Origin of the sequence: Veillonella sp. (assembly GCF_015058545.1) — a bacterium.
Classification (GTDB): Bacteria; Bacillota; Negativicutes; order Veillonellales; family Veillonellaceae; genus Veillonella_A.
In genome coordinates this window covers 1-19,138 of sequence record NZ_SVCB01000012.1, presented here as the reverse complement: position 1 = coordinate 19,138, position 19,138 = coordinate 1, and the positions used below count along the sequence as shown (strand labels likewise).

The 19,138-nt window shown below is 46.4% G+C and carries 10 protein-coding genes and 1 other RNA gene; 2 read left to right on the top strand and 9 right to left on the bottom strand.

Features of this window, described 5'->3' with window-relative positions; all coding sequences use genetic code 11:
* Positions 1 to 7: 7 nt before the first annotated feature.
* The 6 genes from E7204_RS00480 to ffs all read right to left on the bottom strand — a co-directional run bounded on the left by E7204_RS00480 (position 8) and on the right by ffs (position 6,613).
* The gene (locus E7204_RS00480) at positions 8 to 2,578 is read right to left on the bottom strand and encodes a 3'-5' exonuclease (RefSeq protein WP_295180537.1); all 2,571 of its coding nucleotides are present in this window, start codon (positions 2,576 to 2,578) and stop codon (positions 8 to 10) included.
* Between the two features lie 19 nt (positions 2,579 to 2,597).
* A complete protein-coding gene (locus E7204_RS00475) occupies positions 2,598 to 2,831 on the bottom strand; it encodes a hypothetical protein (protein ID WP_021841538.1) in 234 nt (77 codons plus the stop codon).
* A 10-nt stretch (positions 2,832 to 2,841) separates the two neighbouring features.
* The gene (gene recR / locus E7204_RS00470) at positions 2,842 to 3,432 is read right to left on the bottom strand and encodes a recombination mediator RecR (RefSeq protein ID WP_295180534.1); all 591 of its coding nucleotides are present in this window, start codon (positions 3,430 to 3,432) and stop codon (positions 2,842 to 2,844) included.
* A gap of 1 nt (position 3,433) precedes the next feature.
* Positions 3,434 to 3,769: a YbaB/EbfC family nucleoid-associated protein gene (locus tag E7204_RS00465; RefSeq protein ID WP_006555898.1), complete on the bottom strand. Its 336-nt coding sequence runs from the start codon at positions 3,767 to 3,769 to the stop codon at positions 3,434 to 3,436.
* Positions 3,770 to 3,917: 148 nt separating this feature from the next.
* Positions 3,918 to 6,458: a DNA polymerase III subunit gamma/tau gene (gene dnaX, locus E7204_RS00460; RefSeq protein ID WP_295180531.1), complete on the bottom strand. Its 2,541-nt coding sequence runs from the start codon at positions 6,456 to 6,458 to the stop codon at positions 3,918 to 3,920.
* Between the two features lie 55 nt (positions 6,459 to 6,513).
* Positions 6,514 to 6,613, bottom strand: an RNA gene (gene ffs / locus E7204_RS00455) — signal recognition particle sRNA small type.
* Between the two features lie 230 nt (positions 6,614 to 6,843).
* On the opposite strand from ffs, the gene E7204_RS00450 reads away from it, so the two are divergent.
* Positions 6,844 to 8,262, top strand: coding sequence for an alanine/glycine:cation symporter family protein (locus tag E7204_RS00450; RefSeq protein WP_295180529.1), 1,419 nt, complete (start codon positions 6,844 to 6,846; stop codon positions 8,260 to 8,262).
* A gap of 904 nt (positions 8,263 to 9,166) precedes the next feature.
* On the top strand, positions 9,167 to 9,955 hold the full coding sequence (locus E7204_RS00445; protein WP_295180527.1) for a basic amino acid ABC transporter substrate-binding protein: 789 nt from the start codon (positions 9,167 to 9,169) through the stop codon (positions 9,953 to 9,955).
* A gap of 229 nt (positions 9,956 to 10,184) precedes the next feature.
* On the opposite strand, the gene E7204_RS00440 is transcribed toward E7204_RS00445, so the two are convergent.
* The 3 genes from E7204_RS00440 to E7204_RS00430 form a co-directional block, all read right to left on the bottom strand.
* Positions 10,185 to 14,327, bottom strand: a complete 4,143-nt coding sequence (locus E7204_RS00440; protein ID WP_295180525.1) for a UvrD-helicase domain-containing protein — start codon at positions 14,325 to 14,327, stop codon at positions 10,185 to 10,187.
* On the bottom strand, positions 14,293 to 17,955 hold the full coding sequence (locus tag E7204_RS00435) for a PD-(D/E)XK nuclease family protein (RefSeq protein WP_295180523.1): 3,663 nt from the start codon (positions 17,953 to 17,955) through the stop codon (positions 14,293 to 14,295). Before E7204_RS00435 ends, E7204_RS00440 begins: the two co-directional genes overlap by 35 nt.
* A gap of 479 nt (positions 17,956 to 18,434) precedes the next feature.
* The coding region (locus tag E7204_RS00430; RefSeq protein WP_295180521.1) for a thiamine pyrophosphate-dependent enzyme at positions 18,435 to 19,138 on the bottom strand (704 nt) is incomplete at its 5' end.

Sequence of the window (19,138 nt, the reverse complement as noted above, 5' to 3'; positions counted from 1 at the left end):
GCACCTCCTACTCTCTAATTACATCAGCCGGTAAGTATTTTAAAAACTCACTCGGCTTCACACTGCGCCCGCGATTATCCGTGGCTGAATAAGATATAAAGAGTCGCTCTTTAGCACGTGTAATGGCCACGTAAAAAAGCCTTTGCTCTTCCGAAATCTTGCCCTCTTTTAAGGATAACCAGCTAGGGAATAAACCTTCACGCAGGCCGGCCAAAAAGACATATTCAAATTCACTGCCCTTGGCCTGATGTACGGTAATAATCGGAATTCTATCGTTATTTTTAAGACGTTGATCCGGCTCGCCCGCCGTGAGCGCCGCCTGTTCCAACATCTGTTGCAAGCAAGCACGACCGGACAACTCCTTAGCCTCACCTTCCAAATCCACCATGAGGCGATACAAATCGCGGATATATTCCACGCGGTCATTTTCTTTACGTTCCGCATAGTAGGCAAGCACGCCCATATCATTCATAATATAGGCCAAAAGCGCCGATGGTTTATCCGTCAAAATCTTACGGCGCAAGGTTGCCATCTGCGAAGCCATAGTGGCAAAGGAGTTTTTAAAATTACTGATTAAAGCGCGGCGCTGATCCGCCGTTGGTTTTATATTATGCTCAATCGCATAGAGCAATAACAGTGCCGTAGCGCGAATATCATCCATCGCATTATGGGTCGGTTTATGATGAATCGGGAAATATTCGCTCAAAAAGCCCAACTTATGGTTCGGCAAACGGGGATAAAAACGACGGAAAATATCCAATGTATCATACACGTCGGCAAATTCCGGTGTTCCCAAATTATGACGTGCCAATTCGTTGGTAAAAATGCTGATATCATAGTTTACATTATGACCGACAATAACGGCCCCTTTGGAAAACTCCTTAAAGTCAGCCAATACTGTAGCCGCATCTTCGCCGACTTCAGCCAGTTTTTCATCGATAAACCCGTGTACGGCCGCTGAATCACCGACTGATTTCGACGGACGAATAAAGCGTTCAAAAATCTCACCTTCCGTGCCGTCCGGATTAAGCTTAAACGCCGCAATCTGAATAATCTCATCACGCATCGTATCCGTGCCGGTACTTTCCACGTCATAGACCACAATCTTACCGTCTGCAAGACCTTGCAACAATCCGTCATAAGGCTCTTTTTCAAAAATCTGCATATCCATGAAGTCCGTAAGACGAAGGCCCATAGTCCGCACGTCTTCGCTTTCAATTTGCTGAATCCGCGCTTCACCGATGCCTTTAACGTAACGTTTAATTATACGTTTGGCACTGACCGCATCATGAGGATTGAGAAGCAGCTTAAAATACGCCATAACATCCTTGATTTCCTGGCGGCGGAAGAATTTGTATTCATCAATAATCATAAATTGACGCTGATTCTCAGATGCTACATGTTCGTTAAACCGTTCAAATAAAGCGCTCAAATACTGAGCCTGTGAATTTTGACGCACCAAGATGCCGATTTTCGCCTCTTTCGGCAAATTTTGAATGGTATCGAAGATATACGCCCCTTCTTTCCATTCCGTAGGCGACTTATGAACTACAATCGGATCGCCCGGGGTCTTGCTGGCGGCATAAGGTTTTTCCTCATAAAATTTGCCAATCAACCGTGGAAACATGCGCTGTAACACCGTAAAAGAAGCATCGAATAAATAGCGATTTGCCCGATAGTTTTCATAAAAAACAATCACTTCCGGTGAAAACTCCGCCTTATACTCATCCAACAATCGCTCCGGATTGGAGCCGCGCCATTCATAAATAGTCTGAAAATAGTCGCCGCAAAGGAGCACATGATTGCCCTGCCACAAATACTTCATGACCGTACCTTCCAAATCGCTGGTATCCTGCATTTCATCCACATTGATATACCGATAGCGACTGCGCCAACGTTCGCGCACCGTTTCATCCTGAAATAGACGATGCACCAAGGTAATCAAGTCGGTAAAATCGACACCGTGAACACCGGCTAAAGCCTGTTCGTAGCCCACTAAAGACTCATACCCTTTTTCACGGAATTCCGCCAAATCGGATGGATTGAGTTTTTCAAAAAAACGCTCCATCGTAGCGCGTTGCTCTATAAAAAGGCGGTCGATGGTCGTTTCATAATCACTCGCCGTATTATCACTGTAATAGCCCCAAATGGACCGATATTCCTTCACATGGCTTATAAGGTTGAAGAACACCGTGTCCTTCATGCCCGCCGGCAACCAAGTAGCCAACAGTTCCTGACAGTCTACTTCATCATAAATAGCCATGTCAAAATACAGACTGTCATCCAGTTTACTCTCCTCTTGCAGGACTTTATAACAAAAGCTGTGAAAGGTGCTTACCTCCACAGCTTTAGCTGCCGGCCCCGCCATAGTCAGAATGCGGTCCTTCATCTCACGACATGCCTTATTCGTAAATGTCATGCAAAGAATTTCCTCGCCCTTGGCGGCGCCACTTTGAATAATGTGCGCCACCCGGTGAGCCAGCGTATTTGTTTTTCCCGTGCCTGCCGAGGCCAGTAACAGTATGTTGTTCGTCAACGTATTCACCACACGCTGCTGAGCTTCATTTAACTGAGCCATACTGACTGCCTCCTTTATGCTACATGCTGTGCATGAGAGCCACTACGATTACCGGAATCGGGCCCAACACAGCTGTCAAAAACCACATGAGTACGGTCATATCCACCGGAATATGCAAGAAATTTACACTCACATAATACGCTGCATAGCCCAAAATCAGGTTGAAACCGACCCGTTTGATTGTATAAAATGCTACTTTAAAAATTGTATAAATAACAACAACTGCCACAGCAGCAGTTACCACTAAATCCATTCGAAAAGCCTCACATTTCCCGGCGGTTCATAACCGCCCCGCCAATAGTCAATTCATCGGCATATTCAATATCACCGCCAACCGGTACGCCGCGCGCAATGCGGGTTACCTTAATACCGATTGGTTTTAATAAACGCACCAAATAAAGGGCTGTCGCTTCCCCTTCCGGATCCGGATCGGTGGCCAGAATGACTTCCTTCACCGTCTCATCGCGCAAGCGATTCAACAGTTCCTTAATACGAATATCTTCCACACCGATGCCTTCCAACGGTGACAAAGCCCCTTCCAGCACATGATAGACACCTTTATAATCGCCGCTTCGTTCAATGGCTACCACATCGCGGGATGTTTCCACCACGCAGATAATGCTGTGGTCGCGCATTTCGTTGGCACAAAATTCGCAAGGATCTTGCGCCGACAAATTAAAGCAAATAGAGCAACGTTTGGTCGCTTCCTTAGCTTGCTCAATCGTTTCAATCAAAGTGGCCACTTCATCAGCCGGCAATTCTACCAAGTGATACGCCAAACGCCGGGCCGATTTAGCGCCGATGCCCGGCAAGCGACGCAACTCTTCCACTAAGCGTTCTAAGGGATTTGCCATCTTAGAACATACCCGGTAATTTCATGCCGCCTGTTACTTTGCTCATTTCCTGAGCCATCATGTCGTCAACCTTTTGACCGGCTGCATTTACGGCAGACAATACTAAATCTTCCAACATTTCCATGTCGTCAGTGTCTACTACGGAAGGATCGATTTTAACGGATTGAACAATTTTTTCACCGTTCATCACGATAGTTACCGCACCGCCGCCTACAGAAGCGTCAACGGTTTTAGTTTTCAATTCTTCCTGCATCTTCTGCATATCTGCCTGCATTTTCTGCACTTTTTTCATCATACCTTGCATATTGCCCATATTTGGCATACCTTTACCGAACATTATTGTTCCTCCTTTTAAAAACCATTATTTTAAAAAATTAATATATTTCTATAATAAAAGCTTGCTCGCTCATTATATGAACGTCAGCTTACTATACTTCTAAGATTCAGCGGTTAAACGTGAATTATGTTAACGCTGCTTCGCACTACTAATCAGCATCTTTAGATGGTTCTTCATCGTTGATAATTTCTACATACACGTCATTGCCTTCAGCTTGGGCATTGATAAGGGCGCCCATCAAAACGGAGTTGGACCGTTCTTCCGGCGTAGCCTTACTGGGATCCCACTTCGTCATTCCTTTTAACTCATCGGGAACTTCCGTTTTTTTTTGCGCTGTAGAATCCGCCGCGGACGGCATCATCTCACCATCACCGAATTCGTCGTCAGGAGGTGGCGCTGTTTCAAAATCGCCTGCACCAAAGTCATCGACTGTTGGACTAGCGTCACCGGCATGAGATGCGCCAAAATCATCCACTGTTGGTGTACCGGCCGGCGTGGTCCCGGATGAACCGAAGTCGTCAACTGTCACAGCGGTATTCCCGCTATTTGAAGCGCTTGAGGCACCAAAATCATCAACAGGTGCCACATTCCCGGCATTCGACGCACCAAAGTCATCAACAGGTTGGGATGCTCCACTTGGCTGAGCCACAGTATGTTGTACTGTTGGCTGTGGTTGTGCAGTTGGTTGCGAAACCGGCGGCACGCCGCTTGTTCCAACAATCTGTTGCGGCTGGCGCTGTTGCCCGGTCTGGTGCGTTGCTCTATTAGCACCTGCCGCCGTATGCCCACCACCGCCGTTAATTACGGCTTTAGCGGCATCTAAATATCCTTTAGCGGCACTATCGTCTTGGCAAAGCACTTGCACCATCACTTCGCGGCCCAGAGCCTGATGTAAACTCTGCTCCAATTCGAAAATTCGATCTTCTGTATTACACATATTAACCAGCATCGGATTGCCGAATACGAAAACAACACGCGATTCATCGATATAGGTCAAGAAAGCCTGGTTAAAAAAGCTAGCTGTAAAATTCCAAGACCGACTATTGGCATACCGTAAAGTATCCTTCTTTATTTTATCATAATTCCTAGGATTTTCGATGTGCTGACCTAAAATAAGTGCTGTATCACCTATAATTGAGCGAATGCGAGATCCCTTTTTAGCCGATTGCCCATGACCGGCGCCGGCATTCTTGGCCGGTGCTTTGCGCTTAGACGGCGCCTTGTTTCTGCTTGGCGTAGGCGGCGCCATTGAGGTTGGCGGAGCCATGCCTACCGACGTAGGCATATCCGAACCGGGCGGCATAGCACCCGGTGGCATAGTCCCCGGCTGTATAGCGCCGGGTTGCATAGTTCCCTGCATCATCGGACCGCCCGCATTTGGCGGCAAAGTGCCGGGTACCGTGCTCGCAGCCCTCTCGCCAGCTACCGACATGCCTTGTTGTACGCCACCGGCATTCAGCATCATACCTTGATGCATCATATTCGGGTTCATCATCGGTGGCTGCTGCTCCAATTGAGCCAATCTGGCACCAAACTGATTATCTGATTCATCCAAACGATGTTCAACGGCGGCCAACCGTTGTAATACATCTTCTTCGCTGACTTGCGCACGGGCGCAAATCCCCAACAAGCCCATTTCGATAACGATGCGCGGATTATCCACCCGTTTCGCATCATTCAAAATCTGTTGCAATTCTTTGACAAAATAATTGAGTTCATCCACCGATAAAGACTGTGCCTGAGCGGCAAAAGCCTCTTTAAATGGTGTATATAACGCTAATTCTTCTGCAGTAGGCAACACTTTTTCAATCAAAAGTGCCCGTACATGTTGAATTAAAGCTTCAATAATCTGTTTGCTGTCGCGACCTTCGCTGAGAGCTTTTTTAGAAGCCACCAAAACAGCCGCCCCATCGCCCTTGCGCAAATAATCAAGGAAGGTCATAATCCACTCTTTACCGACAAGGCCAATCATAGATTCTACGGTCTGCGCCGTAATCACATCCGTCGTCATGCCGGAACATTGGTCCAAAATACTGAGAGCATCACGCAAACCGCCATCCGCGTGAATGGCAATGAGTTGCGCCGCATCAGGTGAAAGCTTGATATCACTTTCTTCGGCCACATGCATCAAATGTTCCGCAATATCTTCCGCCGTAATACGTCTAAATGTATAACGCTGACAACGGGACAAGATAGTTACCGGTAATTTATCCACTTCCGTGGTAGCAAAAATAAACATAATATGAGGCGGCGGCTCTTCAATCGTTTTCAAAAGAGCATTCCATGCTTCATTCGTCAGCATGTGGGCTTCGTCGATAATAAAGATTTTTTTACGACCTTCAACGGGTAAAAACTTCACACTTTCCCGCAAAGAACGGATTTCATCAATACCGCGGTTCGACGCCGCATCTATTTCCAAAACGTCCATAGATTGGCCGTTTAAAATTTGTTTACAAGAGGTACATTCGTTACAAGGATGATCGGTTGGGCCTTTTTCACAGTTAATGGCTCTCGCAAAAATCTTGGCCACACTGGTTTTGCCCGTCCCACGCGGTCCGGAGAACAAATAGGCATGTGCCACCTTGTCTTCGCGAATGGCACGCATCAATGTTTCACTCACTTGCTTTTGCCCGACCACATCGGTAAACGTCTGAGGGCGCCATTTCCGATACAACGCTACATAACTCATAGGATTCCCTCCTTTCTTATAAACAAAAAAGCCGTCACAACACTCGATTATGACAGCCTTATAGGTTCCCTCGTGGCACATGAAAGTAACCGCTTAGTGCTGCTATCTCTCGATCCTGACACGATTCACAGGCTTCCATTGCACGAGCCCCACAAGACTGCCATAATCCAGTCCTGCATTACGGCTAGCTATATTATTATATACTACTAAAGGCAAAAAAACAAGTCGCCCTCAGCCAATCAAATTATACAATATACAACATACATTTTGTATAAATTTCCTAATAAAATGTATACGTTACACTTTAAATAGAGTATAATGAGGCTAGATAAATTCTATAGAGATGTATTATTTTTTTCAAAAGAGCTAAGAAAGGATTAGTATTATGGACGCTTTTAACTCTTTCATCGGAACCATAACCGGCTTTCTCTGGGACTACATTATTATTATTTATTTAGTACTCGCCGGCTTCTGGTTCACCTTCAGCACCGGATTTATTCAGGTGCGCGAACTCAAGGAAATGATTCGTCTTCTGGGCGAAGGTGTTGGTAAAAAAACGGAAGGCAACCGCATTTCCTCCTTCCAGGCATTCTGCGTAAGCTCCGCCTCCCGCGTTGGTGTAGGTAACATCGCCGGTATCGCCATCGCCGTTGTACTCGGTGGCCCGGGTGCCATCTTCTGGATGTGGTTTATCGCCTTGCTCGGCGCTGCCACCGGATTTGTAGAAAGTACTTTGGCTCAGATTTACAAAGTACCTTCCAGTAAAGGCGGCTTCCACGGTGGTCCGGCTTACTACATTAAAATGGGTTTAAAAAGTCCGGCCTTCGCATTTCTCTTTGCAGTGCTCATCAGTGTGACCTACGGTTTGATTTACAACTCTGTACAGGCCAACACATTGGCCAATGCCTTACTTATCGTAAATCTTGATCCTCAAATAACCGCCATCGGCGTTGCTATTTTAACAGCCCTCGTTATCTTCGGCGGTATCGCCCGCGTTGCTCGTCTGAGCGAATGGCTCGTACCTGTTATGGCCGGTTTATACATTTTAACCGCCGTTTACATCGTATTGGTTAACATCACAGAATTACCAAATGTAATCTACGCTATTTTCTCCAATGCCTTCAACTTTGACGCAGCTGCCGGCGGTTTCTTCGGCGCTGCCGTAATAAACGGTATTAAACGTGGCTTGTTCTCCAACGAAGCCGGTGAAGGTTCCGTACCAAACGCCGCTGCTACCGCTGACGTAAGCCATCCGGTTAAGCAGGGTCTCATCCAATCTTTCGGCGTATTCGTAGATACCTTCCTCGTTTGTTCCGCTTCAGCATTCATCGTCTTAATCTCCGGTAACTATGCAGGCTCCGGTCTCACCGGCATCGCCTTGATTCAGCATGACCTTGCCGCGCAACTCGGTAGCTGGGCTGCTCCTGTAATGGCTATCTTCATTTTCATGTTTGCCTTCTCTTCCATCGTGGGCAACTACTACTATGGCGAAATCAACATCGCTCATTTAACTAAAAACACTCTTTACTTAAATATTTTCCGCGTGTTCGTAGTTATCATGGTTTACTTCGGTTCCGTCGCTTCGCTTAACCTCGTATGGAACCTCGCCGACTTGTTCATGGCCTTCATGGTACTTACGAACTTAACCGCCATTCTCCTCTTGTGGAAACAATGTAAAGCCGCTATGCTCGACTATTTCAAACAGAAAAAAGCCGGCATTGTAGAACCTACATTTGATAGAAGCGTACTGCCGACACAAGAAGGAATAGTGTGGTGGCATAAAGACGCACAGCATAAAGACTAGTAAAGATATGCGTGCTCAATGCCTGTGAAAGTCTAAGGTCCTGTCTTCACTTAAAAATTTGTATAAGGGCCCTATAACATAAAGATTTTATGTACTAAATATGAGTTACAAAAAGCATGATAGTCCTATCTCCTCCCTGCGAGTCAAGCTCGAAAGGTCGTTCAATAGGACTATCGTGCTTTCTTTTTTAACATCTGCCAAAGTCCATACATCTATCTTTATGTTATGGGGCCTTGTCGCCTAAAACCTAAATGAAACAGGACCTTAGTCTTTCTTACACCCCAGAGCACGTAAATCTTTACGAACAGTCTTATGCTGTGCATCTTCATGTTGAGGAGAGAGAGAGGAGAAAGGGAGAATCCGGCTAAGAGACCAATTTATCACAAGTCAAAATCATTTTTCTTTTCCCTCACCTCTTGATGTACGACATAAAATTGTTATAAAGCGAGATGTACTCCGGATTAAAGAAAAGAAAGGCAGGCCTATTGAACGAACCTCAGAACTTGCTTCGTTGGGGAGGAAATAGGCCTGCCTTTCTTTTCACAACACAGCGATATATAACCAATCTTATGTTGTGCATCGCCTCCCCCTTCCTCCCCTCCTAATATTCGAGGCACAACATTAGGCTTGAAGTGAAACCATATGTGCTCTGCCCCTATGTGAGTAGAGAAAGACACTAAGGGCCTATTGAACGAACCTCAGAACTTGTTTCGTTGGGGAGGAAATAGGCCCCTTAGTGCCTTTCTCTTATACATCCTCAGAACACATGGTTTCACTTCGCCTATGTCGACCTCCGAATATTTATAATTTTATGATTGATATTTATACAGAAAAGGTCTATAATATGCGTATAAATAATTTTTGATTTTTAGAGATTGAAGTTTTAGTGTAGGGGGAAGTAATTATGTTTAGTTCACTTAAAAAATTCGCGAGCAAAAAGGTTGTGCTCACTTTCACAGCGGCTTTATTGACAGCCGGTTTAATCGCAGGTTGCGGCAGCACCGGCGGCGACAATCAGGAAAAAGTTATTAAAGTAGGGGCCGAAACTACGTTCCCTCCATTTGAATTTACCGAAGGCGACAAATATGTAGGTTTCGATATTGACCTTGCTGACGCTGTTGCCAAGAAAATGGGTTACAAAATGCAGTTCAAGAGCATGGGCTTTGATGCTTTGATTCCTGCGTTGCAGAGTAAAGATATCGACATGATTGCATCCGGCCTCAGTGCTACACCTGAACGTGAAAAAGCTGTTCTTTTCAGTAATCCATACTTTGAAAAAGGCGGTTTTGTAGCGATTGTTAAAAAAGATGACACTGCTACAAGCATGAACGATTTAGCAGGTAAACGTATCGTAGTTCAAATCGGTAGTGTTGCCTTAGACGTTGCTGAAAAAATTCCTAATGCACAGGTTAAATCCGTTGACAGCAACTCCCAATTATTCAATGAATTGAAAGCCGGAACTGCTGACGCTATCGTATTGGACAACGCCGTTGCTCTTTATTACTTAAAACAAGGTGCTGATGCTGATACCAAAATCATCGGCGAACCTGTTGATCCTGAACCATTCGTATGGGCATTCCGTAAAGACGACAAACAGTTGAAAGAACAAGCTGACAAAGCTTTGGCTGACTTGAAAGCTGACGGCACTTACGACAAAATCTATGAAAAATGGTTCGGTCCTGCTAAAAAATAAGCTTACAATAAGCTTAAAATAAGCTAGTTTTTAACAAATGAATCAGGCTCCTCATTCGCTATGAATGATTGGGCTGAAAATATCAAATAACGTTACCAAAACAAAGGCGCTATCCCTTGAGCAAAAGCTGAGGAGATAGCGCCTTTTCTTTCATTATAAAGTTGAACGATTGATAACCTGTAACTATAGTATAAAGTTAGTGCCCTATGGCAAAACAACCAGATACAACTTACTCTGCCGGGACGGCAATCGCATCATTCAAGCGGAACGAATAGATATAACGTTCTTTTACCGGCTTTCCGGTCAAGCGCTCTAAGGCTTGACTATAGATACGCAACTGAATACCGTAACGACGAATCAATTCATCGCCCGTTTTAACGCGGTCCGTTTTATAATCTACCAAAACCCACTCGCCATCTTCTAAAAATGCTGTATCAACGATCCCTTGCAGGAATAATTTTTCACCCGGTTCTACTTCCGGATACACATCATGGGCTTCAATGAGCATGCTGAACGGCCATTCTTTGGCGACCTGTGAATAGAGCCTACTTGGCACTGACGCGTCTGCTGAATCTGCCGGTGTATCGGATGTATCTGCTGATACATCGCTTGCAGATGCTGTAATGCCAGCTGAAATACCGGCTGAATCCGCCGAAGCTTTAGCGGCTTTTAACAAACGATTCCCCAAATCGGAAGTAAAGAATCGGTACAGCGCTCTATCGCTCAATACTTGTCGTTCTTCCAACGTAAAGTATCCTTCCAAAACCAATTGATCGAGTTTGACACTCAAGCTTTTTTGCGTATATTTTTCCATCGGCAACCACTGCATAGCTTCATGCATTAAAGTCCCCCAACGGGCGCCGGTGCTCACTTCTTCAGCGGCTTCCAAAGCCCTCGGTTTAACATCAAACGGACCCAGATCCGAAGGTAATAGGCCATCTGAAGTCGCTTGAATAGTTGTAGGCTCAGAAGCTGCCGATTCAACTACAGCTTGATTGATTACTTCAGCTTCATTCACTCCATCAACAGTACTGATAGTAGATTTTACCAGTGTTTCCGGTGTTTCCGGTGTTTCCGCTGTTTCCGATGTTTCCGTTGTTTCCGGTTTTACCGATGTTTCCGGCTCTACCAAAGTTTCGGCTTCTTCCTCGGCTTCGGCAAAGCGTCGTTTTAATTCACTCACAGAGATTTTAGCGGCACGACTGACAGCACCCATGTATGGATAGCTGAAGTTAAAACGAGCTGCCAAGTCGGCTTCAAGCGGTTCCGCTTCAATTGGAGCCAGTTTTTCAACGGCCGCCAAAATAGCGGATTTTTCTGTTTTACTACGCTGCAGGTTCGTGTATAAACTACCGTCGTGAAGTTCAACGTGTATACGACACTGTTTATCCTTGAGATCCATAGAAGCCACGTCTTCTACGCCACTGAATTGACGTATCAAATTACCGCCGTTTAAATGGCGGCTCAGGCCCATAAGGAACCAATCCAAATACGATTTTGCCCCCGTAATCAGATTTTTACTGAGCATCTGTGTATCGGTCAAGAGAGCCGGTGCAGCCTGCTTGCTGCAGAGATCTTCAAATTTTTTTACAAAACCGGTAATAAACAATTTATCGCGTGCACGAGTTAAGGCAACATATAAAATTCGTTCTTCTTCGGCCTTGGTAGCCAGTTCAATCTTGTCCCGTACATAAAGCCATGGCAGTGAGCCATACAAGACGCGGTAGTTTTCATAATAGCCTTTAATACCCACGCCGCTATCGCCGTGAAGTAACATGGATTTTTTCAAATCAACCAGGTTAAAACCTTTTTGCACGGAACTTAAGAATACGACCGGGAACTCGAGGCCCTTACTTTTATGAATACTCATGATGCGCACCACATTGTCCGCTTCGCTTACCGTTTTGCCGATGCCCAGGTCCTGGCCGGCGGCCTGCAAGCTTTCCAAGAAGCGTAAAAAGCGGAAAATGCCGCGGAAGCTACCGGCTTCATACTGCTTAGCCCGCTCGTAAAGAGCCATTACATTGGCACGACGCACGAGACCGTTCGGCATGGTGCTGACGTATTCCAAATAATTCATGTCCTCGTAAATAGTCCACAGCAAATCGCTCACACTATGATGACGCGAATAGGTACGCCATTTTTCAAAACGACTTACAAAAGCCTGAACTGCTTCATTTTGTGTGTTTTTGCCATATTCGGCCAACAATGACCAAATCGAACCTTGGCCGCTCATACGCAAGCGTCCCAATTCGTTCGCGTCGAGACCGACAAACGGTGAATTGAGCACCACCGCCATCGGTAAATCCTGTTCCGGATTGTCGATAACCTGCAGTAGCGACAGCAATAGCTTTACTTCAATGGCGCTGAAATAGCCCGAGTTTTCTTCAGCATATGCAGGAATTCCGGCTTGGCGCATGGCTTCTACCATACGGCCTGCTTTGACTTTTGGCGAACGCAAGAGAATCACTATATCACGCCATTCCAAAGGTCGGAAGCTACCATCCATATTCTGTACAACCTTATCGGCAGCCTTTAACTCTTTTATTTTTTCAATGATAAAGGCCGTTTCTTTTTCGTCGTTTTCTAAATCGGCTTCATCATCGTCATCATTAGAGGTATAGTTTGAAGAAGAGCTTGACGAATGCTTGGCACGCGAAGATGATGATGCTGAAGTTGCAGGTGATGAAGTTGCTTCGGCACCCGCCAATTCGCCAGCTTCGCTTGCCGCTGCACTCTTATTAAACGTAGACGTTTTTTCATCACCCACGTCGATAAGATGGAGTTCTACAGGACCACCGACCCAGTTTTCCGGCGCATCATCTGTGTTGCGGCCCGGATTCAGGGCTTCCGCATCACCATAGTCGAGTTCTGCACCGTCAGCGGTCATGATTTGACGGAAGAGGAAGTTGGTAAACTCCAAAATATTCGCATCGGAACGGAAGTTTTGGGATAAGTCGATACGGCGCTCTACAGCATCGACGGACTGCTGAAATCTGTGATACTTTTCCATGAAAAGCATGGGATTCGCCATACGGAAGCGGTAGATACTCTGCTTCACATCGCCTACGTAGAAGCGATTATCGGTACGCGACACGAGGTTTACGATGGCTTCCTGTACACCATTCGTATCCTGATATTCATCCACCATGACTTCTTTGAAAGTGTTTTGAAGCTCAATGGCCACTTCGGACGGCGCCCAACGGCCATCGTCCTGTTTGTCCCGCAAGAGAGCCAGGCATAGATGTTCCAAGTCTGAAAAATCAAGCATACCCAGTTCTTGTTTGGCCTTCGCAAACGCATCCTTAAAGGCCAACGTTAAATCGATGAGACCTGTCACATACGGCAAGCTTTGCTCAATCTGTGTTTTAAACTCCGCCTCGGTAATAGCAAAAGGACCACTAGAAAGCCCTTTTAAGCTCTCACGAACACCCTTTATCAGTTCCTTAGCCTGAGATAACAAGCCGGGATCAACCTTATCCACATCTTTTTTCAAAGGGTTCATATTGAGCCGCTTGAACGAATGGTTACCAATGAGAGCAACAGCGGCCACCATTTCATCCCAGGTTTGCGCCTCGGTCAAGGCGGACATCATATAGTCAAGTTCATCAATAAATTCGGTGCCCTTGGTAGGCCCACCCGGTTGGTTGAGGATGTCCGCAAATTTTGACAGACGATTCGCAATGTCGTCAATCAGAAGATGTTGCTCGTCCATAAAATATTTACCCCAAACGGTGTCCATTATGGGCTGGGTAAGGGCATTTTCATAACGAGCCTTAGCCGCTTGAAGCCAGTTTTCAGGATCAGACTGGGCCAAAGCAAACTCATGAAGGTTCAAAATCTGATCCATAATGCCTTGGTCAGACCGTTCACTGCCAAACATGTCGGCAATTTCAAAAATGTGAAATTGATTTTCCTCGTACGCTTTTATCAATAGTTTTTCCAACACATCGGTTTTCAGAAGCATCAATTCACCTTCATTGCCGATGCGATAGGACGGATCGATGTCGAGTCGGTAAAAATAACTGCTGATAACCCACTGACAGAAGGAATGGAGCGTCGAAATATGAGCCGACGGCAACAAGCTGAGCTGTTCTTCCAAATAAGAATCCCCGGTTTTATTGAATTCTTCCGCCAATTTAGCGCCGATACGGGCACTCATTTCAGCAGCTGCCGCCTTGGTAAATGTTACGACCATGAGCTCCTGAATGGATAAGGGATTATCTTTAGATTTCAAGCGCTGAATGATGCGTTCCACCAAAACAGCGGTTTTCCCGGAGCCGGCAGCGGCCGCTACGAGCAAGGTTTGTGAAGCGAGTGAGCCCGGCTTCGGTGCATCAATCGCCGCTTGTTGAGCGTCGGTCCACTTCATATACATCGTCTCCTTTCGCCATTTTAGCCAACACTACATCTTCGTCTATTTTGTTGATATAACGGTAATTATTCCGCGTATTTTCAAAACGGCATAACGCCTTATATTGACAATAGGAACACGGAATGTACTTATTATTCAAATTGTACGGACTCACCGGGAAATGCCCGGCCAAGATGTGCTGCCCCGCCTTGCCTATCACGCGGGCCGCATAATCGGTAAGCGTCTTAAAGTCTTGTGGCGACTTAGTCTTTCTTTTATCTTGGCCATGAATCGATGTGCCATTGCCGCTAATACGAATCGGTACGTATGGCGTCGATTTACCGGCCACCACGGTTTCATCAATATTCGCCAATAACTCCACATTATCCGTGAAATAACCGTCATTTTTAAGACCTGTATCGGTTTTCACCAATTCAGATGCCATTTCTTCGGTTAACACATCGCTCTTACTGATACGCGGATTTTTTACATAGGTATACACCAATGCAGCCGGTTCTATTTGATCGCTCCGCTGCGCCCGTTCGAGGGCTAAAAGATAGGTTACGAGCTGCAGTTTAAGGCCATAATACACATCCGATGCCGTCACTTCCGCATAGCCCGACTTATAGTCCACTACGAGGCCATAGGTTTTACCAGCCTCATCCTGCCACTCATCGACGCGGTCGAGCTGACCGATGAGTTGAATATACGACTCGTCACCCAGCGGTATTTGCACCGCCGGCCAGTGACCGGCACCGCCGTAACTGCTAAAGCTCTTTTCCAAATAGCGCGTGTTGAATTTACTCTTCTGGGACCAATCGGTGAGGCGATTTACCGTCCGTTTAAGGGTCGATTCCAAACGCTGTTGGAGTACCGTTTCATACACATCGCCTTCTTCGCCGAGCTGCAATTCCTTACTGATTTCAGCCACTACCGCTTCGCAAAGCGCCGCTTCTTCCTCCGGTTTTATATCACGCCATTGACGTTTTTCTTTTAAAAGTGTCATGCCCAAAGAGCGCAAGCTTTCGTGGAGAAAAATCCCGATTTCCGGGGCACCGAACTGCTTAATCGGCCGTTCTTCCAGGCTCAAGCCATAACGGGCATAAAAAGCGAACGGACACTGCTGATATTTTTCCAAACGCGTGACGGAGCCGCTTAACGCTTCGTTCTGGAATAATAAAGCCTGCACCACCTCGCGGTCCACTACGGGCACATCGTTAGAGTCCATAACCCCACGGGTGGCCATACGTAAAGCCTCGCGATACGGACCATCAAGGCTCCAATCGTAAACGCTGCGCCAAATCGACGCTAAATCGCCAGCTTGCGCAACACTCCCCATCTGGCCGGCCAATAAGGATAAGCTCTGTAACGGCCGCCAAATATAGTCCGGCTCTTTACCCTCCGGAATGGTAAGCGGCGCTCCCTTGGAACCGGCCGTATAACCCAACTGCTGCCAACGTTTAATAGCCAGGCTGCTTTCCAAGGCGGCCCCTTCTTCATCGGAACCGGCATAGGAAATATGAAGTTCCTCACGACTGCGCGTACAAGCTAAGTAGAACAAAAAGTTTTCATTAAAAGCGCGCACTAAAGCCCCTTCAGCTAAGGTAACGCCGGCGGCCTTCAAGGCTTCGCGCTCCGTATCTTTCAGAAGGCCTTCATCACCCATACGTTGCGGGAATACGCCGTCATTGAGGCCCATTAAAAAGACAATATCGCTTTCATGCGTATAACCGCGTTCCACGGTGGTCACCATAACATGGTCAAGGCTTGGGGGCACTAACGAGTAGGATACTTCTTCTAACCCTTCTTCTAAAAGCAACGCCACTTCCGCCGTCGTCATCGTATCGGGCAATTCCAAGCTCATAATCTCGTCAAAAAGAGCAATAACCCGTTTATACATCTGCTCATGAGCGGCCGCACTTTCCGCATCACCGGCCGCTTCCGCATCAGTAACCCACTGTGCCAAGCGAGCAGGCACGCCCACATTACTCATCAACAAGAAAAGCTCTTCACACCATTCATAACCGGTGTGTTCTTCTTTGGCAAATTCCCAGAAAGGGCGGAGCTCGGCCATGATAAGGTCATGAGCCGCATTGACACGCATACGGCGCGCAGATTCCGTATTCCCCTGCATGAGTTCGTCAGAAATCGTGCTATTTAACGTATCACCGGTCGATGCAGGATTAACATCCGATGCTACTGTAGCAACTTCAGGATTCTCTTTTGCAGCAGCATCAGCTGTTGCACTCGCTCCGATTTCCTCTGCGATTTTTTCATCATACGTATCGTCATCGTCACTGCTGTCAAAACTGTTTTTCCGTTCATATGGCCAGCTGTCTTTGAGCCACATGAAGTCCCGAATACCAAACTCGAGGCAATAGTTTTCCAATTCATCCACAGCGGAACGAGTGAGCGGCCAGAAGTCGGTTTTTAACAAACGGAACACCGCATCATGGTCGAAATTACGACGTACTACTTCCAATAATCCCTGTAAAAACTCACCTAAAGGGTGGCTCACCATAGGTCGGCGGCGATCCGAGAAGTAGGGAATCTCATAGCGCTTCAGCGTTTTTTCCAAAATATCGCCATAAGTCTCCGACTCACGAAGCATGATGGTAATATCTCGCCAACGGCGATTCGGAGCATCCTTAACTTCCATGGCCGCCAATATCTGACGACACACTGCATCCGCTTCGCGGGCGCGATTATAGGCCACCGTAACAGGCAATACGGCCTCTTGGTCGTTTGCTTTGATTGGTGCGTTAAAATAACGCGTTGCCAAACTCTCCAAGACAGGCTTTTTAAAACGGTAGTTTTTATCAAACGTCCGCACTACGAGCTCCATCCCATCTTTTTGTGAAGCCTGCCATTTCATCACATCCGCAAATACGGAATGAGGGCGCCCGAATAGTCGTAATTTTTGCGGCGGTACCTGTAATTTTGCCAGGTCCGGCGGTAAGGTAATGGTCAAAATACTGTCTTTAGCCAAGGTAAACAGCTCATATAAAAGTTCCATTTGAATCGGTGTAAACCAGTGAAAGCCGTCCACAATCACATGAGAATTATGGATTAACGGGCTTTTCGGCAATACCTCCATGAGTTCTTCCAGTCGATTGGCCGTATTAACGCCGGTCGTGGCCAAGGTTTCTTGGTACGCTTCCATAATATGGGCCAGTTCCTGAAGCTTGCGCTGCAATACCATGGATTCGACCTGTTCCGCCCCTTTTTTCAAATCCGCCGCATCCACACGGAATGAATCGCATTCACTGATGAGTCCCTGCAGTACATCGGCAAAATGAGGCTGTTTAGCCGATTGCCCCAATAACTCCAACTTGCCCTGCTCTCGTTTCATGATTAAACGAAGCAGTAATTTTTGACCAATGTCCGACAGACCCGATTCGCGCACCATCCCCACCGATTGAAACACCTGGTACGCCAAACGGCTGAAGCCCACTACGCGAACGGTGGTAAAACCGCCTTGCGGCATGAATTCCGCCAAGCTTCGTTCTATTGTATAGGTCGCCGAATCCGGCACAATGTATAAAATAGGCTCCCCCGGATTTGACTCGATAACTTGCTTCACATGCTCGAAACAAGCGTGCGTCTTGCCCGTACCGGCCCGTCCTACATAGACCGAAAGTGCCATACTGCCACTCCTTCCTACCTAATATCCCTAACAAATTCTATCGTATGAGTAATTAGCGTTGATTCCTAAAACTATATACCCAAGCACTTTATATATTCTGTCCGGTATATTTCATCCGGATTCACTACTGATATAATTATACTCTTAATCATAAATATAACTCTATACTCTCATATATAAATATATCATAGCTGCCTTTGGTATAAGACAACCAAAATTTTCAAACTACGAGTATCTACCGGCTTAAAAAATGAAATGGAATAGGAAAATCCATTCAATTATAGGGCAAATAAATTACCCCATAAAAATAGGAACTGCACGAATCCGGGGCCCCAATGCCCGTTCGTGCAGTTCCCTTGGAGGTTTTACTACATTCTATATAAATAAATTATATAGCTACATTATGAGAGTCAAACCATCTTCAGTTGATACCAAACCTTATGCGTCGGTATCAAGCCTTATTCAGTTGCTGTTAACCTCTATTTACTCGGTGCCAAACTTTCTTGCATACGCACGTAGGACAAACGGCGTTCTTTGGCATCTTCTTCCGTTTTGGCAAAGAGTTCTTCCGCCACTTCAGGGAATGTCTGTTTAAGCGATGCATAACGCACTTCGCCCATTAAGAAATCAAGGAAGTTTTCAGTCGGTTCTTTCGAATCGAGGCTGAACGGATTTTTATCAGTGCCCCGTAAAGCCGGATTGTAGCGATAGAGATCCCAATAGCCGGCTGCTACGGCGCGACGGGATTCTTCCTGCGTCGTGCCCATGCCGGATTTAATACCGTGGTTGATACATGGTGCATAGGCAATGATAAGGGATGGACCCAGATAAGCTTCCGCTTCCGTAATGGCTTTGAGGAGCTGGTTCTTATCAGCGCCCATAGCCACTTGCGCTACATACACATAGCCGTAAGACATGGCAATCATGCCGAGATCTTTTTTCTTCGTACGTTTACCGCTGGCCGCAAATTTAGCAACTGCGGCTGTATGCGTAGCTTTCGAGGACTGACCGCCTGTATTGGAATATACTTCCGTATCGAATACGAGTACGTTCACATCATCGCCGGAAGCGAGTACATGGTCGAGCCCGCCAAAGCCGATATCATAGGCCCAACCGTCGCCGCCGAAAATCCACTGCGAACGTTTGGCCAGGTATTGTTTTTCTTCTAAAATAGCCGTCATAG